The organism is Nonomuraea sp. NPDC050153 (assembly GCF_044460125.1).
GTDB lineage: Bacteria > Actinomycetota > Actinomycetes > Streptosporangiales > Streptosporangiaceae > Nonomuraea.
Window position 1 is genome coordinate 87,819 of record NZ_JBITJQ010000021.1, and the last position, 24,944, is coordinate 112,762.

The window sequence follows — 24,944 nt, forward strand, 5'->3', positions numbered from 1 at the left end:
GACTTGCGCCATCCGCTCTTCGGCTTTTGCCTGACCGTCGTCATAAGTGAGATCCGGACTCCGCGTCAGGCGGCTCCCATGGTCGGCATCGCCGTCCCGGGGTCCCTCGCCGGGACGCGTACGGCGCGGAAGTTCGTGGTGCGGCGCAGGCGGAAGCCGAGCCGCTGGTACAGGCGGATCGCGCCGACGTTGGCGGCGGACGCGTGCAGGAACGGGGTCTCGCCCCGGTCGCGGATGCCCGCGGCGACGGCGAGCACCAGCCTGGTCGCCAGTCCGCGGCCCCGATGGGCTGGGTCGGTGCAGACGGCGCTGATCTCGGTCCAGCCCGGCGGGTGCAGGCGCTCGCCGGCCATCGCCACCAGCACACCACCGAACCGGATGCCGAGGTAGACGCCGAGTTCGACGGTACGCGGCAGGAACGGCGCGACGTCGGGGGATAACGCAGCACGCGGCCGCGCCGTTCGGCGAGATGGGCGTGCGGGCCGAGGAGCGAGGCACGTACCGGGTCGTCCAGGACGGACACGGGGACGGACAAGGGGACGGTCATGGCGCGACCGGGCTCCGCTCCGCCCGCTGCCGGTCCCGTTCAGCACATGGTGGCGGCGGACGATTCCGCGCCACGACCCGGGTCTTGCCGCAAGCCCCCCGGGGCGCCATACGTCAGGAGAGGCGAGGAGAAGGATCTTCCTGCCCTTGCCCCGTGCTCTCCCGAAACGCCAGTCGATGCGGCACGCACACCTCCTGTGCCTTGTCCGTCCCGCCGCTCAGCCGCTCGGCCAGCAGGTCCACCGCCGACTGCGCGATCAGCGCCTTGTCGGGCGCCACGGTCGACAGTGTGGGCGTGGCGAACCGGCCGTCCTGGATGTCGTCGAACCCCATCACCATCACCTCGCCCGGCACCTCGTACCCCCGCTTGAGCAGCGTCCGCAGGGCGCCCAGCGCGAGCGTGTCGTTGAAGCAGAAGACCGCGTCCGGCGCGCCGGAGTCGAGCAGGCGGCTCATGGCCTCGGCGCCGTCGGCGCGCCCCCAGCGTGCGACCGGCGCGACCAGTGACGGGTCGGCGGGGACGCCGGCCTCGGCGAGCGCCTGCCGGTAGCCCTTCAGCCGCAGGCGGCCCGTCGCGGCGACGGCCGTGCGCTGCACGCCGATGGCGGCGATCCTGCGCCTGCCGCGCTCGGCCAGGTGCAGGGTGGCCGCCCGCGCGGCGGCCACGTTGTCGATGCCGACGTGATCGTACGGCGAGCGGCCCATCCCGATGCGCTCCCCGAGCAGCACCATCGGCGTACGCTCGTCGCGCCCGGCCAGGTCCTTGCCCGTGAGCGCGAGCGGGCTGAACAGCAGCCCGTCGATGAGGTGGTCGCGGATCCCGGAGATCACCACGCGTTCCTTGGCCCGGTCGCCCTGGGTCTGGTCGATGAGCACGGTCCAGCCTCGCCGGTCGGCCGCCTCGATGACGTTCGTGGCCAGTTCGGCGAAGTAGGGGTTGTCCAGGTCGGGCACCGCCAGCGCGACCACGCCGGAGCGGCCCGCGCGCAGGCTGCGCGCCGACAGGTTCGGCCGGTAGGAGAGCTCGGCTATCGCCGCCTCCACCCGGGCGCGTGTCTCGTCACTGACATGGGGATAGTCGTTGACCACATTGGACACGGTCTTGATCGACACCCCGGCCAGTTCGGCGACGTCCTTCAGCCTCGGCCGCACCATGCCCCCTTCGCCATCGGAACCCTACCTGGTTTACAACGATGTAACGAACTGGCGCCAGGCAATTTACAACGTTGGAACCAACGATGTAGAACGTCCGTAACCTCACGGGCAGGAGTGATCTGGCATGTCCCTCGACAACCTCTCCAGGCGGCGCGCACTGGGCCTGGGCCTCGGTGCGCTGGTCATCGGCGCCGCGGGCTGCGGCGGAGGCGGCGGCCCCAAGCAGGCGCAGGCGCCGGGCACCGCGCCGGCCACCACGGCGGCGCCCACCGCATACACCGGCCCCTCGGTCTCGCTGAAGTTCTGGAACGGCTTCACCGGCGGCGACGGCCCGGTCATGAAGAAGCTGGTGGACCAGTTCAACGCCGAGCACCCCAACATCCAGGTGTCGATGAACGTCTACAAGTGGGAAGACTATTACGCGAAGGTCCCCGCGGCCGTCTCCGCAGGTCAAGGCCCCGACCTCGGCATCATGCACGTCGACAGCGTCGCCACCAACGCGGCCCGCCAGGTGGTCCTGCCCCTCGACGACGTGGCCAACGCGCTCAACCTCACCGAGGCGGACTTCTCCCCGCCGGTCTGGAAGGCCGGCGTCTACAAGGGCGCGCGCTACTCGATCCCGCTCGACGTGCACCCGCTCGGCATGTTCTACAACAAGACGGTCATGAAGCAGGCCGGGCTCGACCCGGAGCAGCCGCCCAGGACCGGCGAGGAGTACATGGCGGCGCTGGAGGCGCTGAAGAAGGCCGGCATCCAGGGGCACTGGGCCACGCCGTTCCCGTTCACCGGAAGCATGCAGTTCGGGACGCTGCTCTACCAGAACGGCGGCCGGCTCTTCGCCGACGACGCCGGCGTCTCGCGCTTCGCCGAGGACCCCGGCGTGCAGGCCCTGACCTGGCTCGTCGACCTCGTCAACAAGGGCTACAGCCCCAAGAACGTCGGCCAGGACGCCGACTTCATCGCCCTGCAGAACGGCAAGGCCGCGTTCAACTGGAACGGCATCTGGTCCATCAACACGCTCAAGGAGATCAAGAACCTGGAGTGGGGCGTCGCGCCGCTCCCGCAGATCGGGGAGAAACCGGCGGCGTGGGCGGGCTCGCACCAGTTCGTGGTGTTCAAGCAGCGTACGCCCGACCAGAACAAGCTGACCGCGGCCAAGGTGTTCATCAACTGGATCAGCGGCCACTCGCTGGAATGGGCCAAGGGCGGCCAGGTGCCGGCACGCAAGTCGATCCGCGACGGCGCGGAGTTCGCGGCGCTGAAGGAGCAGGCCACGATCGGCACCCAGATCGACTACCTGTACTTCCTGCCGTCGGTGGCGGGCATCGGGGACGCCTCCGCGGTCGTCGACCAGGCGATCAACGCGGCGATCCTGCTCAGGAAGAGCCCCAAGGACGCGCTCACGGAGGCCGCCGCCAAGGCCGACAAGATCCTTGAGGCCAACCGGAAGAAGTACGGCGCCTGATGGTCGCGATCTCGGCGGAAGAGACTCTGGAGCGGGAGGCCCGCGTTCCCCGATCGGGCAAGGCGACACCGTACCTGTTCCTGGCGCCGTACCTGCTCCTGTTCTCCGTGTTCGTGCTGGCCCCGGCCCTGTTCGGGATCTGGGTGAGCCTGCACGACTGGGACTACCTGCTCGACGGCAAGCCGTTCGTCGGCCTGGACAACTACACGGCGCTGTTCGACGACCAGTCGCCCGTCTACGGCGACTTCTGGATGTCGATGCGGGCGACCGGGATCTTCACCGTGTTCAGCGTGCCGTTCCTGGTCGTGCTGCCGCTCGGGGTGGCGTTGCTGCTCAACCGGCCCTTCCGGGGCAGGACGCTGTTCCGGGGGCTGTTCTTCGCGCCATTCGTGCTGGGCGTGGCGGTGGTGTGCCTGATGTGGCGGCTGCTGCTCGACCCGAACCTCGGCCTGGTCGACTGGATACTCGGCACGCCGATCCCCTGGACCACCGCGACGCCGTGGGCCTGGATCGCGCTGGTCGGGGTGACGGTCTGGTGGACGCTCGGGTTCAACGCGGTGATCTACCTGGCCGGGATGCAGGACATCCCGCGCGAGCTGTACGACGCGGCGAAGGTGGACGGCGCGGGGCGGTGGGGCGAGTTCGTCCACGTCACGCTGCCGGGGCTGCGGCCCGTCGCGCTGTTCGTGGTGACGACGACGATCCTGGCCTCGGCGAACATGTTCGGGCAGTCGTACCTGCTGACCCAGGGGGCGCCGGGCGGGGGCACGCGGACCGCGATCATGTACATGCTCCAGCAGGGGCTCAGGGAGTACAAGATGGGCAGCGCCTCGGCGATGAGCTACCTGCTCACGCTGCTGCTGATCCTGGTCAGCGTGGTCAACTTCCGGCTGTTCAGGACCCGGTCATGAAGCGCTACACGGGCCTGCTGGCCCTCGCCGTGCTGTTCGTGGGGCCGCTGGTGTGGGCCTTGGGCGTGTCGTTCAAGACGCAGACCGAGGCCACCCGGGTGCCGCCCACGCTGCTGCCCGCCGAGCCGACGACGTCCGCGTACGGGACGGTCTTCCAGGGCACCACGGACACGCCGGTGCTGCGCTGGTTCGCCAACAGCCTCATCGCCGCCACAGGGCACATGCTGCTGGTGCTCGCGGTGTCGTCGCTGGCCGCGTACGCGCTGGCCAGGCTGGAGTTCCGCGGCAAGAAGCTGATGTTCGGGGTGATCGTCGGCACGCTGCTGGTGCCGGGGTTCGTCTTCCTCATCCCGCAGTTTCTGATCGTCGACCGGCTCGGCTGGCTGGACAGCCTGACGGCGCTCATCGTGCCGGGGGCGGCGGGCGCGTTCGGGGTGTTCTTCCTGCGGCAGTTCTTCCTCGGGCTGCCGCGTGAGCTGGACGAGGCCGCGCTGATGGAGGGCGCCAACCACTGGCACATCTTCTGGCGGATCACGCTGCCGCTGTCGCGGCCCGCGCTGGCCACGCTGGCCGTGCTGAGCTTCCTGGGCAACTGGAACGACTTCATCTGGCCGATCTACGTGATCTTCAGTCCCGAGTACTTCACGCTGCCGCCGGGCCTGTCGATCCTGCAGGGCGCGTACACGATCCACTATCCGGTGATCATGGCGGGCGCGGTGCTGGCCAGCATCCCCGTCCTGATCCTCTTCAGTCTGACTCAGCGGTACGTCATCGAAGGCATCTCTCGTAGCGGCCTGAAAGGCTGACACATGCATTTGGCCGTCATCGCCACGCTGATCCTCTCCCTCTTCACCAATCCGGTGTCCGGCTCCTTCTCCGACACGTTCGCCGACCCGTCGGTGATCCGCGGGCAGGACGGCTACTGGTACTCCTACGGCACGTCGGACCCGCTGCGCGAGGGCGAGAAGGTCCTGCACAGGCTGCCCATCGCCCGCTCCGCCGACCTGGTCGACTGGACCTACGTGGGCGACGCGTTCGGGCCGGACAACCTGCCGTCGTACGCGGCGCCGGGCAGTCTGTTCTGGGCACCGGACATCCGTTACCTCGACGGCCGGTACGTCATGTACTTCACCGTCACCGATACCGCCACCACGCCCGCCAACTGGGACTACTCGATCGGCGCCGCCACGGCGCCCACGCCGACCGGGCCGTGGACGCACATCGACGCCCCGGTCGTCGCCCCGCGCCCCTCGGGCGACTCGTACTGGAACACGATCGACCCCTCGCAGTTCACCGACGTGGACGGGCGCAGGTACCTGTACTTCGGCGGGTTCTTCGGCGGCCTGTGGGTGACCGAGCTGTCCGCCGACGGGCTGCACGCCACCGGGCAGCCGCAGCAGGTCGCGATCGACAACAAGTTCGAGGGCGCGTACGTGGTGCGCCACGACGGCTACTACTACCTGCTCGGCTCCTCGGCGAACTGCTGCGCCGGGCCGACCACCGGCTACTCGGTGCTGGCCGGGCGCTCGACCAGCCCGCGCGGGCCGTTCGCCGACCGCGAGGGCGTGCCGCTGCTGGCCTCGCGCGCCGGTGGCACCCCCGTCCTGGACCAGAACGGCAACCGCTTCATCGGCACCGGCCACCACGCCCAGCTCACCGACCTTTCCGGTCAGGACTGGATGCTCTACCACGCCATCGATCGAAGCGACCCGTTCCTGGACGAGCCGTACGGGATCAACGAGCGGCCCATGCTGCTGGACCGGCTGGACTGGATCGACGGCTGGCCGGCCGTGCGTGCGGGGGCCGGGCCTTCGGAGCAGTCGCGGGAGACGCCCGTGACCCGCGGGGTCGTGGACGATCGGTTCGCGGGCGATCTGTCGGGCTGGCGGAACCCGGCCGGCTGGACCGTACAGGATGGACATGTCCGCGGCCAGGGCACGCTCATCAGCCGCAAGTCGCTCGGCGGGGACGTCCGCGTCGAGACCGACCTCAGGACGGACAAGTCCGCCGGGATTCGCATCGGCGGCACGACCGCGGTCGTTTCGCGCGACGGGTTGACGCTCGCCTCGGGCGGCACGTCCCGTACGGTGGCGCTGCCCGGAGGGGCCGCGACCTGGCACAACCTGGCCGTCACCGTCAAGGGACGGACGATCACCGCCGAGGTGACCGAGGCCAGGCTCCGTGACCCGCAGGCGAGCGTCACCGTCACGGGCAGCGCGAACGGCCCGATCGGGCTGGTCGCCGACGGGGGCGCCGACTTCGACAACGTCTCCGCCGCCCCGCTGTTCAGGGCCGTCACCAAGGCGGCGCCGACGCCGCGTACGGGCAGGCTGCTGGACGCCGACGAGTTCGGCGGGCCGCTCGACTCCCGCTGGACCTGGGTGCGGCAGGACCCCGCGGCCAGGATCGAGGAGGGCGTGCTGCGCTGGCCCGTGCAGGGCGCCGACCTGGTCGGGGCCGGCAACAAGGCGTCGGCTCTGCTGCGCGAGGCCCCCAAGGGCGACTACGTCGTGGAGACCAAGGTCACGCTCGATCTGGGCGAGGACGCCGTACGCAACTACCAGCAGGCCGGGCTGGTCGCCTACGCCTCCGACGACGACTTCGCCCGCCTGTCCCAGGTCGCCATCTGGAACACCCGCCAGGTCGAGTACGGCCGCGAGTTGAGCTTCGCCGGCCGCCTGTCCTACGGCGGCAACATCGTCGGCCCGCCCGCCAGGACCACCTGGCTGCGGCTGGCGCACCACGTGGACCCGGCCAACGGGGAGCACGAGTTCCGCGCCGGATCCAGCCGCGACGGCAAGACCTGGACCTGGGGCGGCGTGTGGACCTTCCCCAAGGACACGGCCGTGCGCATCGGCCTGGTCGCCCACGGCGGGGCCCAGCCGGCCGTCAACGCCGACTTCGACTACGTACGCGTCTACCGAGGAGCCTGACCTGTGCCGCAAGCACACCTGACCCTTGACCCCTCTTTCCGCATCGCCCCCGTCGACCGGCGCCTGTTCGGCTCGTTCGTCGAGCACATGGGCCGGTGTGTCTACACCGGCATCTACGAACCGGGCCACCCGGCGGCGGACGACAACGGCTTCCGCACCGACGTGCTGGAGCTGACCCGCGAGATGGGCGTGAGCGTGGTCCGCTACCCCGGAGGCAACTTCGTCTCCGGATACCGCTGGGAGGACGGCGTCGGCCCCGACCGGCCCTCCCGGCTGGACCTGGCCTGGCGGCAGATCGAGACGAACGCGTTCGGGCTCAACGAGTTCATGGCCTGGACCCGGACCGCCGGGGTGGAGCCGATGATGGCCGTCAACCTCGGAACCCGGGGCCTCCAGGAGGCCTGTGACCTGCTCGAATACGCCAACCACCCCTCGGGTACGAGGTGGTCGGACCTGCGGGTCAAGCACGGAGTGACCGACCCGTACGGGATCAAGCTCTGGTGTCTCGGCAACGAGATGGACGGACCCTGGCAGGTCGGCCACAAGACCGCGCACGAGTACGGACGGCTCGCGAACGAGACCGCCAAGGCCATGCGGCTCGTCGACCCCGACGTCGAGTTGGTGCTGTGCGGCAGCTCCAACAGCGGGATGCCGACGTTCGGCGCGTGGGAGGCCACCGTGCTCGAACACGCCTACGACGCGGTCGACTACCTGTCGCTGCACAACTACTACGAGGAGAACGGCGACCTGCCCGGCTTCCTCTGCAGCGCCGTGGACATGGACCGCTACATCTCGGCCATCGTGGCCACGGCCGACCACATCGGGGCGAAGCTCCGGCGCAAGAAGAAGATCAACCTGTCCTTCGACGAGTGGAACGTCTGGTATCAGAGCCGGTTCACCGGGCGCGAGCGCTCGCCGTTCCAGGAGGCGCCGGAGCTGATCGAGGACACCTTCACCGCCGCCGACGCCGTGGTGGTGGGGGACTTCCTGATCACGCTGCTGCGGCACGCCGACCGGGTGAGCATCGCCTGCCAGGCGCAGCTCGCCAACATCATCGCGCCGATCAGGACCGAGCCCGGCGGCCCGGCCTGGCGTCAGACGATCTTCCACCCGTTCGCGCTGACGGCCCGGCACGCGCGCGGCACCGTGCTGCGGGTGGAGCCGTTCGGGCCGCTCCTGGAGACCGAACGGTACGGCGAGGCGCCCGCGCTGTCGGCGGTGGCCACCGTCGACGGGTCCCAGGTGGCGCTGTTCGCCGTCAACCGGTCGCCCGACCAGGACCTCGACCTCACCGCCCGGCTCCCGGCGGCGGTCAGGCCGGTGTCGGCCTCGGTGATCGCCGCCGGGGACGACCCGCACCGGGTGGAGGCCCAACCGCAGCCGCTGGCCGTAGAGGCTGACGGTGACCGGCTGACGGCGCGGTTGCCCGCCGCCTCGTGGACGATGATTCTTGCGGAGTGCGAAAGCTTGCGTGATCAGCAATAGTTCGTAGACCGGAGACACGACCGGGCCACGCGAACGCGAGAAGCGGGAGACCCGGGACGCTCTGTCGAAGGCCGCGCTCCAGCTCGCACTGGAGCGCGCCCTCGACAGGAGCCGTCTGACCAGCCGCCCCGTCAAGGTCACGAGCGGTCCTCGCGCGGCCTCGCCGCTCCCCGGTCCGGAGTGGCTCGCGAGGAGCAGCGAGGCGGGCGTCACGCGGGAAAGGGCTCAGCCCGTGTAGTCGGTGGCATGGGTCTCACCGCTCGGCCACAGGTATCTGCCGTGGTCGGCCGTCGTGTAGGTCTGGTTGTCGTCTCCCGTACGGGCCTGGATGAGGTTGCGGCGCCAGGTGGAGCCGCGTGCCGAACCGCCCCAGATGTTGCCGTACAGGAAGCCGTAAAGCTGCTCGAGTTCGGCCGAGAAGATGTTGTCGGTGACGGTGATGTTCGTGGCGTTGTTGACGACACCGATGCTGATCGCGTACCCCCAGCCGGAGACGTAGTTGTTCGTGAACGAGATGTGGTCGTACACGCCGCTGCCCTGCAGGGCCAGGGCATTGGTGTTGCCCAGGGAGGCCAGGGTGTTGTGGTCGACGATCATGGGGCCGCCGTCGCCTTCGCTCTGCGGGCCTATGCCGTCATGGTGGTATTCGTCATGCGACGTATCGGCCATGTCGTGGATGTAGTTGTTCGTCCAGGTCGACGGGCGGTCCGGGAAACCCGTCACCATGATCATGCCGGCGTTGCCCCAGATGTCGTTGTGGTCCATGACGGCCACGGCTTCCTTCATCGTCGTGGCGAGCTGCCAGGACTCGTCGAAGGGCGTGCCGGGCTTGGTGTGGGACGACGAGACGGTGCCGTCGTTGCCGGGCGGCATCGCGTAGGAGCTCGGCTTGAACGTCGAGTAGAGGAACTTGATGTTGTTGTCCGAGTAGATCTGGACGAGGTTGTCGTTGGGGTTGGTCCCCTCGAACAGGCAGCCGACGAACGTGAGGTTGTCGCCGTAGATCAGCACCTTCAGGCCGAGGAAGCGCTTGTAGGAGATGACGCTGTTGTCCGGGAACTCGAGCCTCAGCGGTTTGTCGGCGCTCATGCCCGTCGCGTAGTCGGTGAGCTTGCCCGGGTACGCGCCCAGCCCCAGTCCTCCGGCGTTGGCCGGCGTGTTGGCGTAGCCGGTGTTCGAGAAGTCCGGCCAGTAGCCGGAGCCGTCGTTGGGCCGGGCGTCGATGGCGCTCACGGCCTGCTCCGCGCCGCGCGTACGGAATTCGCCGCCGGCGACGACGCTGGTGGAAAGGGCGGCGGCGAGGAAGGCGAGGGCGACGGCGGCGGCGAAGGAGCTCCGGGCGAACGCGCGGACGAGGGGTAAGCGCCGGCGATTCTCGACGTCTTGGCGGTGTGATGTCTTGATGTCGTGCTCCGATCGGGTCGGTTACGAGTCCCGCCGTGCCGCCCAGCGGCAGAGGCGATACTTCGGCACCACGTAGTGTGCCGGGGAGCCCCGTTGTTTCGGGTGTTTTCTTATGACCACATGGCGCAACCGAAAAATGCCTCCCCGTGGTCACGCACCCTCTCGCCGGCCTACCCCTTGACCGGACTTAAACAAGAACCCATGATAAGTGCCCATGCGACGTCGAGCACTCCCCTTACTCTGCGTTACCCTGCTGCTCTCGCCATTCGGACCATTCACGCCGGCTGCCATGGCCGGTCCGAACGCCGCGCAGCTATGGGTCGAGAGTCCGCAAAAGACCGTCTATCGCACGACGACCGTCCCGCAGCGGCCGAGCACCTCCATCAACCTCGTAGGCGCCCGCGGTGAATACGAGAGCGCCCAGATCGCCGTACGCGCGAAAGAGCGGCTGCGCATCCAGCGCGTCCGGTTCGGCGACCTGACCGCAGACGGCAGGCGGCGGATCGCGGGAGCCAACCTGAGCTACCACTTCGTCGCCTACAAGGACGACAGCAAGGTCGCGGCGAACCCGTTCTTCCCCGACCGTGCGGGCAACCTGCTCTATCCCGAGTCGGCCATGCCGGACCCGCTGTCCAACGACCGGGCGACCTGGGTCGAGGCCGGCCGGACCCAGCCCGTCTTCGTGACCGGCTTCGTGCCCCGCGGTACGGCGCCCGGCACCTACAGCGGCACGGCGACGGTCGAGACGACCCGTGGCGACTACCCGGTCCCGATCCGGTTCAGCGTGTACGACGTCGAGATCCCCACGATCGACAAGTCACCGTTCACCAACTACCACTGGACGATGACGAACGGCTTCACCTGGGACGGCTTCAGCTGGAACGGTGAGGCCGGCCAGGCCTACGACGTCGGCAAGTACTACTACGGCGTCGACACCTACAGCGACGCGTGGTTCGACCTCATGGACGAGTTCGCCCGCAAGCTCGCCGCATATCGCACCAACATGGTCTGGCTCCGTACCGACCTGTTCCTGCAGTCCACCGGCACGGAGCTGTCGGAGTTCGTCAGGGGAGTCCCGAGCGACATCGACTGGACGAACTTCGACCGCTACGTCGAGGCGTTCAAGCGACACGGGATCACGAACTTCGCGAACCAGCATCTCGTTCACGCGCTGAACAAGATGCCGGACAACGAGAAGCCCGACGACAGCTGGAACACCAAGCTGCCGGACAGCCTGCCGGTCACCGACGCCTTCCTGACGAACTATCTGACCGCGCTGCACGAGCACCTGAAGAGCAAGGGCTGGACGAAGGGCCTGACGTGGTACCAGCACATTCGTGACGAGCCCATCACCGCCGATCAGCGCAACCTCTGGACCTATGTCGCGCGCAAGATCCAGCAGATCAATGCCGCCATCGGCGCCGATTTCCGCACCATGGACGCCGACCCCGACGGCATCCTGCTCGACGACAGGACCAAGCCCTATGTCGACACCTGGGTTCCGCTGACGCCGGCGTTCGAGCACAAGAAGGCCGGCTACAAGGCGCAGCAGGCCGCGGGCCAGGACCTGTGGGTCTACACCTGCGAGGTCAACACTCCCCCGTGGCTCAACCGGTTCTGGACGCAGCCGACGATGACCGGCCGCATGCTGTTCTGGGACCTCGAACGCGAGGGCGTGCAGGGTCATCTGCACTGGGCGTGGAATGCGTGGTACGTGGGCCCCTGGAAGGGCGACTCCTACATCGTCTATCCCGACAAGGCCAACATGACGGTGAAGAGCAGCCTGCGTCTCGAGGCGCAACGCGACGGCCTGGAGGACTACGAGCTCCTTCACATCCTGAGGAAACGCGACCCGGCATTGGCGCAGCGGATCGTCGACAGCGCGATCAGCCCGGACGACCCCCGGCGCTACACACTCGACCCGGCATATCTCGACACCCTGCACAACTACATCGTGCGGGCGGCCGCGGGCGAGAGCGTCGGCGCGATTCCCCAGCCGACAAGCCCGTACGAGGGGCAGGACGTCCCGAACGCATTCCTGCTCGACAGCACCGACGACAGCATCGGCTACTCCGCCGGCTGGGCGCCACGCCAGCGGCAGTCCGCCTATCTCGGCAGCGTCCACATCAGCAAGACCGCCGGCGACAAGGCGACCTACGAGTTCGAGGGCACCGGTGTCGACGCGTTCTTCGAGAAGAACACGACGACCGGAAAGGTGTCCGTGTCGGTCGACGGCGGGCCGGCGACGGTGATCGATCTCTACGAGGCGGTCCAGTACGACCGCTTCACCGCCTATCGAAAGACCGGGTTGACACCGGGCAGGCACCGGATCGAGATCACCAACCTCGAGAACAGGGAGGTGCGGTTCGACGGATTCCGCGTGCGTCTCGCACCTGGGCAGCAGCACTTCGACGCGACGTTGAAGGACCTGAGGCTCACCGGCGTCTCGGCATTCACGTTCGAGGGGCATCGCGGTGACTATGCGCTGCTCGTCGATCAGGGGGCGAGCACCGTCGGCCTGACCCCGACGCTGAGCGACCCCGGCGGCACGATCACCGTCGACGGCAGCACCGTCGCCAACGGCGCGACCGTCGACGTCAACGTGGGGAACGGCAGGAACAAGGTCGAGATCCGCACGCTGGCCGGCGATGGCCGGACCGCGAAGACCTACGAGCTCACGCTCGTGAAGGGCGCGGTGAACACCGCGGACGCCAACATCGCCCGCGGCTATTCGGCGGTGTCGGCTTCGGCGGCCCGTGACGGCGACGGCGGCGTGCAATACGGCCCGCAGAAGATGGTCGACGGCGAGTACGGCACGATGTTCGCCGCCAAGCAGGGGTATACCGACGCGAACCCGTTCCCGCACGAGATCATGCTGGACTGGGACGAGCCGAAGGCGTTCAACACGCTCGTGGTCGCCACCCGTGGCGGCATTCCGCAGGGCCTGACCGACGTCGACGTCGAGGTCTCGACCAACGGCACCGACTGGGCGACCGCCGCGCGGGGCGTCGCGTTCCGATGGACGCACGATGACGACGACGGAGTCATGGAGTATTCGGTCGCCGACCTTCCCGACCTGCAAGGCGTCAGGAAGCTGCGCCTGAAGATCAACGATGCGAACTACACCCGCTGGAGCATGTATGCCGTCTACGAGCTGGAGCTCTACAACCTCCCGGCTCTGCGTTCGGCGACGAGCGGCCGGACCGGGTAGCCGCCACCGAGGGTGAGCACGCCGGCGGGCGGCCGATGACCGGGCACGATCCGCGGTGACCAGCAGGGCCCGTCGCCTTGGCCGGGCGACGGGCCCACGTGACGGGCCCAGGCGACGGGCCCAGGCGACGGGCCCAGGCGACGGGCCCAGGCGACGGGCCCAGGCGACGGGCGCTGTCCGCGGCGTGCCGCGGGAGCGGCGAAGGCGATCGGGCCGGTCGCGTGGTCCGATCGTCAGGACGACGGCTTCGGGAGGGGAGCGTCGAAGTCATAGAGGCGGGCGTCGACGTGATCGAGCGCGCGCCGTACCGCGCCCAGGACCACGGCCTGCTCCCCCAGATCGGAGATCGCCACCACCGGAGGTTCGAGGCAGAACGGGTCCAGATGCCGGCGCACCGGCGCGAGCAGCACGTCGCCCGAGCGCGAGACGCCGCCGCCGAGCACCACCAGCTCGGGATCCACGGTCAGCACCAGGGCGGCGATGCCTTCCGCCAGGTCGCGCGCGTACTGCTCGACCGCCCACTGCGCGGCCGGGTCGCCGGACCTGGCCGCGGCGAAGACCTGGGCGGCGGCGTCCCGTGGCGGCGTGCCGGGCGGCAGGCCCTGGAAACCGGTCAGGTGGACGGGCGCGCGGTGCCAGCCGACCAGCGGCAGCGCGCCGATCTCCCCCGCGCCGCCCCTGGCGCCCTTGAGCAGCTTGCCGCCCACCACGATGCCCGCGCCCGTACGCACGCCGGACAGCACGAACACCAGGTCGTCGACGCTGTGGGCCTGGCCGCGCCAGCGCTCGGCGAGCGCGGCCAGGTTGCAGTCGTTCTCCACCAGCACGGGGCAGTCGAAGCTCGCGCGCAGCTCGCCCGCCAGATCGAGGCCGGTCCACTCGGGAAGGGCGACAGACAGCTTCACCACGCCCTCGGCGGTCACCACGCCGGTGGTGCCCACGCAGACGGCGGCGATGCGGTCGGCGGTCAGCCCGGCGGCCTCCAGCGCGGCCGCGACCGCTGTCCTGAGGCCCGCCAGCCGTTCGGCGCGGCCCGCGGTGGCGGCGATCTGTTCGTCGCGCGCGGCCACGACCGTGCCCTCCAGATCGGCGACGCTGGCCCTGAGCGTGTAGGAGCCGATGTCGATCCCGAGCACGTGGCCGCCCGTCGCGTGGAAGGCGAACAACCTGGCCGGCCGCCCCATCTGACCGCTCTCCGGCGGCAGTTCCCTGAGCCAGCCCGCCGCCAGCAACTCCTCGACCAGGCCCTCCACGGTCGGTCTGGAGAGCGCGGCCCCCCTGGCGAGGTCGGTCAGTCCGAGCGGCCCCTGCGACCGGACCGTACGGAGCGTCGTCACGAGATTGATCCGGCGAAGCCGCGAGGTGTCGCCGCCACGGATTGTCACGCTTGCCCCCTTGACAGATCTTCCGTCGCAGAAATAAAAACAGTCTTCATTAGTATGTTACAACTCGTAGGGGATGCGAATGGTCACTCTTGCCGTGATTGGGGCGGGCCTGCGCGGCACCGGCTACGCCAGGCTAGCGCGGGAAGCCGGGTTCGCCGAGGTCGTGGCCGTCGCCGAGCCCGACCAGGACAGGCGGGCGGACCTCGCGGCCGAGCACGGCATCCCGGCCGAGCGCGTCTTCGCCGACTGGCGAGACCTGCTGGCCGGCGAGCGGCTGGCCGACGCGGTGATCGTCGCCACGCAGGACCGCCTGCACCGGCAGCCCGCCGTACGCGCGGCCGAGCTGGGTTACCACATCCTGCTGGAGAAGCCGATGGCGCCGACGGAAGCGGACGCCGCGGCCATCGCCGAGGCCGCCGACCGCAACGGCGTGATCCTGGCGGTCTGCCACGTGCTGCGCTACGCGCCTTACACCACCACCCTCAAGAAGCTCCTGGACGAGGGCAGGATCGGCCAGATCATGAACATCCAGCACCTGGAGCAGGTCGGATGGTGGCATCAGGCGCACTCCTTCGTGCGGGGGAACTGGCGAAACGAGGCGGAGTCGGCCCCGATGCTGCTCGCCAAAGCCTGTCATGACCTCGACTGGATCGTGCACATCAAGGGCGAGGTGCCCGAGCGGGTCTCCTCCTTCGGCAGGCTCGTCCACTTCACCAAGGAGGGCAAGCCCGCGGGGGCCGCCGACCGTTGCCTGGACTGTTCGGTGGAACCCACCTGCCCCTACTCCGCCCGGCAGTTGTACATGGACTGCCTCGCCGATCCGGGCCGGCACGGCTGGCCGCTCGGCGCCATCACCCGCGACTTCACGGAGGAGGGCGTGCTCACGGCCCTGCGCGAGGGCCCGTACGGCAGATGCGTCTACGCCTGCGACAACGACGTGGTCGACAGCCAGGTAGTGATCATGGAGTTCGCCGACGGCACGAGCGCCACCTGCACCATGACCGCGTTCGGCGCGCTCGAACACAGGAAGACCCGGATCTTCGGCACGCGCGGCTCGATCGAGTGCGACGGCGAGACACTCCGCGTCCACGACTTCCTCACCGACGAGGTGTCGTTGGTCGACGCCCTCGCCGGAGCGGACGCCTCGGCCGCCTCCGGGCACGGAGGGGGCGACGGGGCGCTGATGGAGGCGTTCCTCACCGCCGTCCGCGACAACAACCCGGCCCTCGTCCCGAGCGACGCACAAGCCAGCCTCGCCACGCACCGGGTGGTCTGGGCCGCGGAACAGGCCAGGCACACCCGGACCGTCGTCACGATAGGAAAGGCCCCCCACCATGCGTAAACTGACGGCTCTCCTCCTGATAGGCGCCCTCGGCCTGGCCGCCTGCGGCAAGAAGAACAGCGGCGAACCCGCCCGGCAGTCCCTGTCCTACCGCTCGTCCTGGGGCGCGGCGGAGCCCCAGGCGAAGATCATCAAGACGATCCTCGACGATTTCGCCAAGGAGACCGGCACCAAGGTCGACCTGAACTTCGTCGGCCGCACCGGCAACGAGAACCTCAACGCTGAGATGGCCTCCGGCCAGGGCCCCGACCTGTTCGACACCACCACCGGCGACATCGACACCCTGAGCGCCCAGCAGATCGTCGGCCCGCTGGACGACGTGGAGAACGCGCAGGTCCCCGGCGAGGGAAAGACGGTCAAGGACGTGCTCCCCGAGCCGGTACGGCGGGCCTCCTCCGGCAGGAACGGCCTGGCCTTCGTTCCGCACACGATCATCTCCACCGCCGTCTGGTACGACGCGGCCAGGCACCCCGGGCTGAACCCGCGGACCTGGGAGGAGTTCATCGCCTTCCTCGATGAGTGCAAGAAGGCCGGCCGTACCCCCATCGGCCAGGACGGCACCATCGCCTTCTACAACGTCTACTGGTTCTACAGCCTGCTGGTGGGCGCCAACGGCGCGGGAAGCCTGGCCGAGCTGGCCAAGGACCCCGCCAACTGGGACAAACCCCAGGTGCTCGACACGGCGAAGAAGATCGAGCAACTCGCCAAGGGCGGCTACTTCCAGCGGGACTTCATGGCGACCAAATTCCCCGCCGCGCAGAACGCCTGGGCGCAGGGCACGTACGACCTGAACCTCAACGGCACCTGGCTGGCCAGCGAGGTCCAGCCCCAGCTGGCTCCCGGCTTCAAGGTCGCCTCGTTCCAGCTGCCCACCGGCGGCAAGAGGTCCATCGAGGTGGGCACCCTCGGCTGGGGCGTGAACGCCAAGGGCAGGAACGTCGCGACGGCCAAGAAGTTCCTGGCTTTCGCGCTGCAGAAGAAGTACATGGAGCAGTTCTCCACCGTGGCGCTGAACATCTCCTCGCGCGGTGACGTGCCCGCGCCCGCGCACATGGCGGACGTGCAGAAGGCGGTGCTGGAGGCCAAGGAGACGCACCTGAGCTACGACTACGCGGGTGCCGACAAGACCTGGTGGGGCGACATGTTCCTGCCCCTGAACGACAAGCTCCTCTCCGGCGGGATCGACGCGACCACGTTCGTCCGCGAGGGCAGGAAGCGGACGGCCGAGCACCTGGCGACCGGGTGAAAACCTACGAACGGGCCTTCTGGCCCTTCCTGCTGCCCGCGCTCCTGGTCTACACCCTGCTGTTCGTCGCACCCTCGCTGTTCGGGATCTGGATCAGTCTCACCAGATGGTCGGGACCCGGCTCGGAGATGACCTGGCGCGGGCTGGACAACTACGTGGCGCTCCTGCACAACGAGGTCTTCGCCACGGCCTTCACCAACACCTTCGTGATGGCGATCGTCGGCGGCGGCCTGATCTTCGGCTTCACCTTCCTCGCCATGGTCGTGCTCAGGCAGCTCAAGGGGCGGGCCTTCATCCGGGCCGTCGTCTTCCTGCCAATGATCATCTCGCTCATCGCGATCGGCGCGGCGGTGGGCTTCCTGCTCAACCCCGAGGGCGCGGTCAACATCGTGCTCGGCTGGGTCGGCCTGGACCCACAGCCCTGGCTCGGCCCCGAGATGGTGTTCCGCTGCATCGTGGGCGGGCTGGTCTGGTCGAGCACCGGCTTCTACGTCGCGCTGATGATGTCGGCCGCCGACGCCATCCCGGCGCACGTGTACGAGGACGCCCAGCTCATCGGGGCCACCAAATGGGAGCAGTTCCGGCACATCACGCTGCCGTTGACCTGGGACGTCTTCGCCGTCTCCGCCGTCCTCTGGGTGGTCGGCAGCTTGAAGATCTTCGACATCGTGCTGGCCTTCACGACCGCGGGCACCACCGCCGCACCGCCGATCCCCGCCCGCACGATCGCGGTGCAGCAGTACATCGTGGTGAAAGGCGCCGGCCTGCCGGAGCTCGGAAGCGCGGCGGCCATGGGCGTGATGACGCTCCTCGTGACGGCCGTACTGATCGTGCTGACCCGGCGCATCACCAGGCGTGATCGAGTGGAGCTGTCATGAGACGTCTGATCGGGGACATCCTGCTGCCCAGGGCCACGGCCCTCGCCCTGTGGGCCTGGGTCGCCTTCAACCTCGCCCTGATCGGGTGGGTGGGGATCCAGTCGCTGAAGGACTCGCGGGACGTGTGGCTGCGTCCGTTCGCGCTGCCGGCGACCCCGCGATGGGACAACTTCAGCTCGGCGTGGCAGGCGGCCGAATTCTCCGCCGCGGCCTTGAACAGCGTGGTGCTGACCGCGTTCGGCGCCGTGCTGATCGTGGCGGTGTCCGCGCCTGCCGCCTATGTCCTGGCACGCTCGAGCCGGCGCGTCGCCGGCGCCACGATCAACTATTTCGCGATGGGATTGAGCATCCCGCTGCAGACGATCCTGGTGCCGATCGTCGTGGTCAAGCTGTCGGTCTACACGTTCATGGAGGACTGGGTCACCGGCTGGTGGGACAACCGCATCACCTTGCTGGTCTTCCAGGTGACGCTGTCGGTCCCCTTCGCCGTGTTCGTGCTCACCGGGTACATGCGGTCGCTGCCGCACGAGATCGAGGAGGCGGCCGAGATCGACGGAGCCGGCCCGCTCCGCGCGTTCGTCCAGGTCATCATGCCTGTGGCCAGGCCGGGCCTGACCACCGTGTTCGTGCTCAACGTCATGGGCCTGTGGAACGAGACCCTGCTCGCCCTGCTGATCGCCCCCCTCCCCGAGGAACGCAACCTGCCCGCCGCCCTCCTCGGTCTGTACAGCAGCATGCAGTACAGCTCCGACTGGGGCGGCATGTTCGCGGGCATCGTGATCCTGGTCTATCCCATGATCGTGCTCTACATCTGGCTGGGCCGCCGCATCGTCGACGGCATGACCGCCGGAATCAGCAGATGACACCCGCAAAGGATGGTCTCGTGCGTGCCTTCTCCGTCGCCGACGGCTCGTTCCGGCTGGACGGCGCCGAGTTCAGGGTGCTGTCGGGCGCGCTGCACTACTTCCGCGTGCACCCCGAGCAGTGGAAGCACCGGCTCGCCATGGTGCGCGCCATGGGCCTCAACACGGTCGAGACCTACGTGCCGTGGAACCTGCACGAGCCGCGGCCGGGAGAATTCCGCCGCCTGGACGACCTGGGCGCGTTCCTCGACGCGGCGGCGGCCGAAGGACTCCTGGCGATCGTGCGGCCCGGGCCGTACATCTGCGCCGAATGGGACAACGGCGGGCTGCCCACCTGGCTGACCACTGGGCTGATCACTGGGCTGACCGGCGCCATCCGCACCGGCGACCCGAGCTACCTGGCTCACGTCGACCGCTGGTTCGACCGGCTGCTCCCCCAGGTGGCCGGGCGCCAGGTCACGCGCGGCGGCAACGTGATCATGGTCCAGGTGGAGAACGAGTACGGCTCCTACGGCAGCGACCACTCCTACCTGCGCCACCTGGCGGACGGCCTGATCAGCCGCGGCGTCGAGGTGCCCCTGTTCACCTCCGACGGGCCGGCCGACCACTGCCTGACCGGTGGCACGATCGACGGCGTGCTGGCCACGGTGAACTTCGGCTCCGAGCCGGAGCAGGCCTTCGCCGCCTTGCGCGCCCACCGGCCGGACGACCCGCTGTTCTGCATGGAGTTCTGGTGCGGCTGGTTCGACCACTGGGGACAGGAACACGCCACCCGCGACCCGCAGGACGCCGCGGACACCCTGGAGCGGATCCTCGCCGCGGGAGCGTCGGTGAACCTGTACATGGCGCACGGCGGCACCACCTTCGGCACCTGGGCGGGCGCCAACCGCACAGGGGACGACAGCGCCGGCCCGTGGCGGCCCACCGTGACCTCCTACGACTACGACGCGCCCATCGACGAGCGCGGCGCGCCTACCGAGAAGTACTGGCGCTTCCGGGACGTGCTCTCCCGCTACGGCGGCGAGCTCACCGACGTGCCCCCCGTGCCCGCCACACTGCCTCCCGCCACGCTACGCCCTGCGCAGTCAGTGCGGCTGTCCGAGGCGCTGGACGCCATCGCGCGGCCGGAGACCACCGCGCCGGTGCCGCCGACGTTCGAGGACCTGGGGCTGGACCACGGCTTGGTCCTGTACCGGACGACCGTTCCCGGACCGCGCGGGCCGTACCCGCTCACCCTGCGCGGCGTGCACGACCGCGCGCACGTCTTCGTCGACGGCCGCCTCGAAGGCGTCGTCGAGCGGGACGCCGATCCCCCCGCACTGGTCGCGACCGGGCACGCCGCCCTGGAGATCCTCGTGGAATCGATGGGACGGACCAACTACGGTCCGCTGCTCGGCGAGCGCAAGGGCATCCTCGGCGGTGTCCTGCACCACCACCAATACGTGCACGGATACACGGCGCGGCCGATCCCGCTGGAGGACATCTCGCGACTGACGTTCCAGCCGGGAACGACGAGCGGGCCGCCTTCGTTCTTCCGCACCACACTCGAGGTGAACGAGCCCGCGGACGCGTTCCTGGAGCTGCCCGGCTGGGGCAAGGGATACGTCTGGATCAACGGCGTCCTGCTGGGCCGCTACTGGAGGCACGGACCTCAGCAGACCCTGTACGTCCCGGCGCCCCTGCTCGAAACGGGCACCAACGAGATCGTCCACTTGGAATTGGACCACATGGGCTCCCTGCTGGAGATCCGCGCCCGGCCCTCGCACGCCCGGTAGCCGCGATGAGCGGTGCCGGACGACCGGGAGGCCGGGCAAGTCGCATGACCTGCCCGGATGACGCTGCCGACAACTAGCCGGGGAGCGTGGCCCGGGTGGCCGTGGAGACCACCGTGTCCTTCTGGGCCGAGGTCATCAGGCCGGGCCGATCGCCTGGCAAGGCCCCCTCGGGATCCAGGGCCCGGATACGCTGCCGCTGCGCTTCGGCTGACCAGGACCCGCTGCTGGCGGTGAGGCCCGGGCCGCTGACGCAGTTGAGTGTCCCTCACCAGAGCGCGCTCCGTGCCTCCTCAGTGCGATCTTGTTCCCTGCCGGGCGGCCGTCTCCCCTGAGAACGCCGACACCCTGAAGACGGCCCCGCTCAGCCGGCCAGCAGGGGAAGCGCCCCGAAGACGTGGTCCTGCCACAGGCGGCGCGAGGTCTCCTCCGGGTACGCCGCGATCGACGGCGGCGTGTCGAAGATCCGGGTCAGGCGCTGCCGGGAGTCGTACGCGGGCCAGCCCGGGTCACCGGAGGTCGCGAAGGACGTCCAGGCCGTCCGGATCTGGGACGTCAGCTCGCGGGCCGCGGCGGTGTGCTCGGGGCCGATGGCCGCCGGGCCCAGGTGGGCGTCGTAGGTGCCGAACAGGAGCGGGCCGTCCAGGCCGTGGCAGGCGCGCATCACTCCGCCGTTGCCCGGGGACTGCCAGGCCAGCTCGTACAGGTAGGCCCGTCCGCCCCCGGCCGCCTGCGCCTCGGCCAGGCGCAGCGTCGGCATGCGGAACAGCCAGTCGGTCTGCACGAGCTCGTACAGCTCCTCGGCGGACGCGTCGGGGAAGGCCGCGCGGTAGGCCCGCTCGCCGTCCTGGCCAGGGCCGAAGTGGCGCAGCGCCTCCGTCGCCTGCTCCTCGGTGACCTTCCCGAGCTGCCCGGAGAAGAGCAGGAACGTACGGTACTCGTCGCGGGTGTGGCCGATGATCAGCTCCACGTCCCGTCCCGCGCCGTCCGCCAGCGCCTGCCAGGGCGCGACCGGCAGCACCTCGCCGTCGACGACGGGTGAGAAGAGGGTGAGCGTGTGCGCGAACGGCCCCCAGCGGTCCTCGTACTGCCGCATCTTCGGCTCCAGGGCCTGGGCGACCGCCGGCAGTTGCCGCGGATCCACGCCGGACAGCTCCCCGGCCGTCGGGCGCAGGCCCGCCTCGGCGGCGATGGCCGCCGCGACGTCCCGGGCCAGGGCGTCGGAGAAGTACGTCCCCGGCAGGCTCTGCCCGACGGCGCGCCGGAACAGCCCCGCCGCGCTCGGCATGGCCATCAGCGCGGCGACGGACCCGGCACCGGCCGAATCGCCGAGCACGGTCACCTGGCCTGGGTCGCCGCCGAACGCCGTGATGTTCTCCCGCACCCACTCCAGGGCGGCGACCTGGTCGAGCAGTGCCCGGTTGGCGGGCGCGCCGTCGATGTGGGCGAAGCCCTCGACGCCGAGACGGTAGTTCAGCGACACGAAGACCACGTCGCCGTCGCGGGCGATGTGCCGGGCGTCGTAGCCGGGGCTGCCGGAGAAGCCGAGTTTGTACGCGCCGCCGTGGATCCACACCATGACCGGGCGGCGGGCGGCCGGGTCGGGGTCGGGCGTCCAGACGTTGACCGTCAGCCAGTCGTCGCCCGTGCCCATGAACAGGTCCCCGCCGTCGCGGCCGGCCATGCTCATGTCCTGCGGGGCTGGCGGGCCGAACGCGAACGCCTCCCGTACGCCGTCCCAGCCGCGCACGCGCCGCGGCGCCTGGAAGCGGGCCTCGCCGACCGGGGGTTCGGCGTACGGGATGCCGCGGAAGACGGCCAGACCGTCCTCCGTGCGGCCGCGCACCACACCGGCGGCGGTACGGACCTCGGGCTCCTCGGCTGCGGACATGGCGACTCCTCATCCCTAAATCGGCTGATTTAACTGTTGTCGATTTTTTGACACTTGTCTAGTGTTGAGGGTGTGCAGGATCGACAGGACCGCCGGGTGCGCCGCTCCCGCGCCGCCCTCATGGCCGCCGCCGTACGCCTGGTCTCCGAGCGCGGCACCACGGCCCTCCCCGTCGGCGACCTCTCCGACGCCGCGGACGTCAGCCGGCAGCTGGTCTACCTGCAGTTCGGGGACCGTGACGCGCTCCTCGTGGCGGCCGCGACCGACCTGGTCGAACGGGAGCTCATTCCCGAGGCCGGAGACGAGGGCGCGCCACCTCGCGCCCGCATGCTGGCGATGGCCCGGCACTTCGCCCGGCACCGGCCCTTCTACCGCGCGATGCTCACCGGATCCTGTGCCTTCCCCATGACCCGGGCCCTGAACAAGCTGTTCGGCTCGCTCATCACGATGACGGGGCTGCGGGAGGTGTTCGGCGGCCTCGACGACGCCACGGCGCGGGATCTGGCGGCGCTGATCGCCGGCGGGACCGGCACGATCGTCAACGACTGGCTGATCGACGCCGACGACCCCCTCGACCCCGACGCACTGGCCGACCGCCTGCTGCGCCTCTCGACCACCCTCGCCCGCACCCCCGGAGGTCGCCCGCGATGAACCTCAACAGCCATCTCGTCCAGCGCATGCTGCGCCTGCCCCCGCCCCTCACCAGGGACCTGACGATCGAGCGCGGCCTGCGCGTCCCGATGCGCGACGGGGCCGTCCTGCTGGCCGACCGCTGGGCGCCGAAGACCGGCGGCGACGGCCTGCCCACCGCGCTCATCCGCATCCCCTACGGCAGGGCCGGCCTGGCCGCGGGCCCGATGGCCCGCCCGCTGGCCGAACGGGGCTTCCAGGTGCTGATCCAGAGCACCCGCGGCACGTTCGGCTCCGACGGCCCCTTCGACCCGCTGCGCCGCGAGCGCGAGGACGGCCTCGACACCCTGGAGTGGGTGATCGGGCAGCCCTGGTTCGGCGAGTCGATGATCCTGTACGGCTCCAGCTACCTCGGCTTCGTCCAGTGGGCGGTGGCCGACGCCGTGCCGCCGCAGGTCAAGGCCATGATCCCGGGGGTCTCCGAGTCGGCCCTCACCCTGGACTTCCTGCGCGGGGACGGCTTCTCCCTGGAGACCCCGTTCGTCTGGGGCGTCCAGGTGGCGGGCCAGGAACGCCCGCTCGCGATGCCGCGCCAGCTGCTGAAGGCCAAGAAGGTCCAGCGCGCCCTGCGCACCCTGCCGCTGAACCAGGCCGACACCGCCGCCCTGGGCCGCCGCGACGACTACATCCAGAGCATCCTCGCCCACGACGCCGGCAGCCCGTTCTGGCAGGGCCTCGACCACCGGCACCGGGTCGCCGGCATCCAGGTGCCGGTGAGCTCCGTCGGCGGCTGGTACGACATCTTCCTGCCCGGCCAGCTCCGCGACCACCGGGCCCTGCAGGACGCCGGGCACTCCCTCGTCCGCCTCACCGTCGGCCCCTGGGCGCACATCTCCATGGGCGTCGGGCAGACGGCCGCCGCCGAGGCCCTCGACTTCGGCCTGGCCCTGGCCAGGGGCGAGGAACCGGCAGAGCGCGCCCCGGTACGCCTGTACGTCATGGGGGAGGAGAAGTGGCGGGACTTCCCGTCCTGGCCGCCGCCGGGATACGAGCCCCGGCGCTTCCATCTCCAGCCGGGCGGCGCCCTGTCCACCGAGACGCCCGCCGACTCACCCCCCGACGGCTACCGCTACGACCCGGCCGATCCCACCCCCGCGCTCGGCGGCGTCCGCATGGCCTTCGGCGAGAAGGCCGGCCGGGTCGACAACGCCGCCCTTGAGGCCCGGCCCGACGTCCTCACGTACACGACGTCCGTACTGGACGAGGACGTCGAGGTCATCGGCGAGGTGAGCGCCGAGATCTTCTTCCGCTCCAGCCTCCCCCATGCCGACGTGTTCGTCCGGCTGTGCGACGTCGACGCCGACGGCCGCTCCACCAACGTCTGCGACGGCCTGGTCAGCCTCACCGGCGCCGACGAGCTCACCCCCGCCACGGTGGCCCTGTGGCCGACCGCCTACCGCTTCGCCCGCGGCCACCGCATCCGCGTCCAGGTCTCCAGCGGCGCCTTCCCCCGCTACAACCGCAACCCCGGCACCGGCGAACCCCGCGCCACCGCCGCCACCCTCCACACCGCCGACCAGCAGGTCTTCCACGACCCGCGGCACCCGTCGGCGGTGCTCCTCCCCATCCGCCGACCGCGCCGTCAGGCGAGTTCGTAGGTCCAGCCGGTGGCGAGGGAGGAGGTCACCCGCGCCTCGCCGCCGGAGCGGATGACGGTGAAGTGCGTGGGCTCGCCGGTGGCGTGGTCGGTGAGGGTGGTCCCGCCGTCCGGTCCCGGGTACACGCGCCCGCGGAGGGGGGCACCACACGAGCTGTCACATCACGAAA

19 protein-coding genes are annotated in these 24,944 nt (G+C 69.9%); 13 read left to right on the forward strand and 6 right to left on the reverse strand.

The window, feature by feature from the left end:
- Positions 1-65 precede the first annotated feature (65 nt).
- Both ACIBQ1_RS38805 and ACIBQ1_RS38810 read right to left on the reverse strand, forming a co-directional pair.
- Positions 66-353, reverse strand: coding sequence for a GNAT family N-acetyltransferase (locus ACIBQ1_RS38805; protein ID WP_397284805.1), 288 nt, complete (start codon positions 351-353; stop codon positions 66-68).
- Between the two features lie 307 nt (positions 354-660).
- On the reverse strand, positions 661-1,701 hold the full coding sequence (locus tag ACIBQ1_RS38810) for a LacI family DNA-binding transcriptional regulator (protein ID WP_397284807.1): 1,041 nt from the start codon (positions 1,699-1,701) through the stop codon (positions 661-663).
- A gap of 124 nt (positions 1,702-1,825) precedes the next feature.
- On the opposite strand from ACIBQ1_RS38810, the gene ACIBQ1_RS38815 reads away from it, so the two are divergent.
- From ACIBQ1_RS38815 to ACIBQ1_RS38835, 5 genes are read left to right on the forward strand one after another with little or no spacing between them, the layout of a single operon-like run.
- Positions 1,826-3,166: an ABC transporter substrate-binding protein gene (locus ACIBQ1_RS38815; RefSeq protein ID WP_397284809.1), complete on the forward strand. Its 1,341-nt coding sequence runs from the start codon at positions 1,826-1,828 to the stop codon at positions 3,164-3,166.
- A complete protein-coding gene (locus ACIBQ1_RS38820; protein ID WP_397284811.1) occupies positions 3,166-4,077 on the forward strand; it encodes a carbohydrate ABC transporter permease in 912 nt (303 codons plus the stop codon). Before ACIBQ1_RS38815 ends, ACIBQ1_RS38820 begins: the two co-directional genes overlap by 1 nt.
- Positions 4,074-4,883 (forward strand): carbohydrate ABC transporter permease, encoded by an 810-nt coding sequence (locus tag ACIBQ1_RS38825; protein ID WP_397284813.1) that lies wholly within the window; start codon positions 4,074-4,076, stop codon positions 4,881-4,883. Before ACIBQ1_RS38820 ends, ACIBQ1_RS38825 begins: the two co-directional genes overlap by 4 nt.
- A 3-nt stretch (positions 4,884-4,886) precedes the next feature.
- Entirely contained in the window at positions 4,887-7,010 is a 2,124-nt protein-coding gene (locus ACIBQ1_RS38830; RefSeq protein WP_397284815.1) for a family 43 glycosylhydrolase, read from the forward strand.
- A 3-nt stretch (positions 7,011-7,013) separates the two neighbouring features.
- Positions 7,014-8,495, forward strand: a complete 1,482-nt coding sequence (locus ACIBQ1_RS38835) for an alpha-N-arabinofuranosidase (RefSeq protein ID WP_397284817.1) — start codon at positions 7,014-7,016, stop codon at positions 8,493-8,495.
- A gap of 225 nt (positions 8,496-8,720) precedes the next feature.
- Here ACIBQ1_RS38835 and ACIBQ1_RS38840 read toward each other — a convergent pair whose 3' ends face one another.
- Positions 8,721-9,728 (reverse strand): hypothetical protein, encoded by a 1,008-nt coding sequence (locus tag ACIBQ1_RS38840; RefSeq protein ID WP_397284819.1) that lies wholly within the window; start codon positions 9,726-9,728, stop codon positions 8,721-8,723.
- 460 nt (positions 9,729-10,188) lie between these two features.
- On the opposite strand from ACIBQ1_RS38840, the gene ACIBQ1_RS38845 reads away from it, so the two are divergent.
- Complete coding sequence (locus ACIBQ1_RS38845) at positions 10,189-13,110, forward strand: glycoside hydrolase domain-containing protein (RefSeq protein WP_397284822.1); 2,922 nt, start codon at positions 10,189-10,191, stop codon at positions 13,108-13,110.
- Between the two features lie 233 nt (positions 13,111-13,343).
- On the opposite strand, the gene ACIBQ1_RS38850 is transcribed toward ACIBQ1_RS38845, so the two are convergent.
- Positions 13,344-14,495, reverse strand: coding sequence for an ROK family protein (locus ACIBQ1_RS38850; RefSeq protein ID WP_397284824.1), 1,152 nt, complete (start codon positions 14,493-14,495; stop codon positions 13,344-13,346).
- 79 nt (positions 14,496-14,574) lie between these two features.
- On the opposite strand from ACIBQ1_RS38850, the gene ACIBQ1_RS38855 reads away from it, so the two are divergent.
- From ACIBQ1_RS38855 to ACIBQ1_RS38875, 5 genes are read left to right on the forward strand one after another with little or no spacing between them, the layout of a single operon-like run.
- Positions 14,575-15,837 carry a Gfo/Idh/MocA family protein gene (locus ACIBQ1_RS38855; protein WP_397284826.1) on the forward strand — a complete coding sequence of 421 codons (1,263 nt, stop codon included), beginning with the start codon at positions 14,575-14,577 and terminating at the stop codon, positions 15,835-15,837.
- A complete protein-coding gene (locus ACIBQ1_RS38860) occupies positions 15,830-17,083 on the forward strand; it encodes an ABC transporter substrate-binding protein (protein ID WP_397284828.1) in 1,254 nt (417 codons plus the stop codon). The genes ACIBQ1_RS38855 and ACIBQ1_RS38860 overlap by 8 nt, the downstream gene beginning before the upstream one ends.
- Positions 17,080-17,961, forward strand: coding sequence for a carbohydrate ABC transporter permease (locus ACIBQ1_RS38865; RefSeq protein WP_397284830.1), 882 nt, complete (start codon positions 17,080-17,082; stop codon positions 17,959-17,961). The genes ACIBQ1_RS38860 and ACIBQ1_RS38865 overlap by 4 nt, the downstream gene beginning before the upstream one ends.
- Positions 17,958-18,824 (forward strand): carbohydrate ABC transporter permease, encoded by an 867-nt coding sequence (locus tag ACIBQ1_RS38870; protein ID WP_397284832.1) that lies wholly within the window; start codon positions 17,958-17,960, stop codon positions 18,822-18,824. The genes ACIBQ1_RS38865 and ACIBQ1_RS38870 overlap by 4 nt, the downstream gene beginning before the upstream one ends.
- Before the next feature lie 20 nt (positions 18,825-18,844).
- Entirely contained in the window at positions 18,845-20,599 is a 1,755-nt protein-coding gene (locus ACIBQ1_RS38875) for a beta-galactosidase (protein ID WP_397284834.1), read from the forward strand.
- 361 nt (positions 20,600-20,960) lie between these two features.
- On the opposite strand, the gene ACIBQ1_RS38880 is transcribed toward ACIBQ1_RS38875, so the two are convergent.
- Complete coding sequence (locus ACIBQ1_RS38880) at positions 20,961-22,487, reverse strand: carboxylesterase/lipase family protein (protein ID WP_397284836.1); 1,527 nt, start codon at positions 22,485-22,487, stop codon at positions 20,961-20,963.
- Positions 22,488-22,559: 72 nt separating this feature from the next.
- Between ACIBQ1_RS38880 and ACIBQ1_RS38885 the strand changes: the two genes are divergently transcribed.
- Both ACIBQ1_RS38885 and ACIBQ1_RS38890 read left to right on the forward strand, forming a co-directional pair.
- Positions 22,560-23,138, forward strand: coding sequence for a TetR/AcrR family transcriptional regulator (locus tag ACIBQ1_RS38885; protein ID WP_397284838.1), 579 nt, complete (start codon positions 22,560-22,562; stop codon positions 23,136-23,138).
- Positions 23,135-24,775 (forward strand): CocE/NonD family hydrolase, encoded by a 1,641-nt coding sequence (locus ACIBQ1_RS38890; RefSeq protein WP_397284840.1) that lies wholly within the window; start codon positions 23,135-23,137, stop codon positions 24,773-24,775. The genes ACIBQ1_RS38885 and ACIBQ1_RS38890 overlap by 4 nt, the downstream gene beginning before the upstream one ends.
- On the opposite strand, the gene ACIBQ1_RS38895 is transcribed toward ACIBQ1_RS38890, so the two are convergent.
- Positions 24,760-24,900: a hypothetical protein gene (locus ACIBQ1_RS38895; protein ID WP_397284842.1), complete on the reverse strand. Its 141-nt coding sequence runs from the start codon at positions 24,898-24,900 to the stop codon at positions 24,760-24,762. The genes ACIBQ1_RS38890 and ACIBQ1_RS38895 overlap by 16 nt on opposite strands.
- Positions 24,901-24,944: the final 44 nt, after the last annotated feature.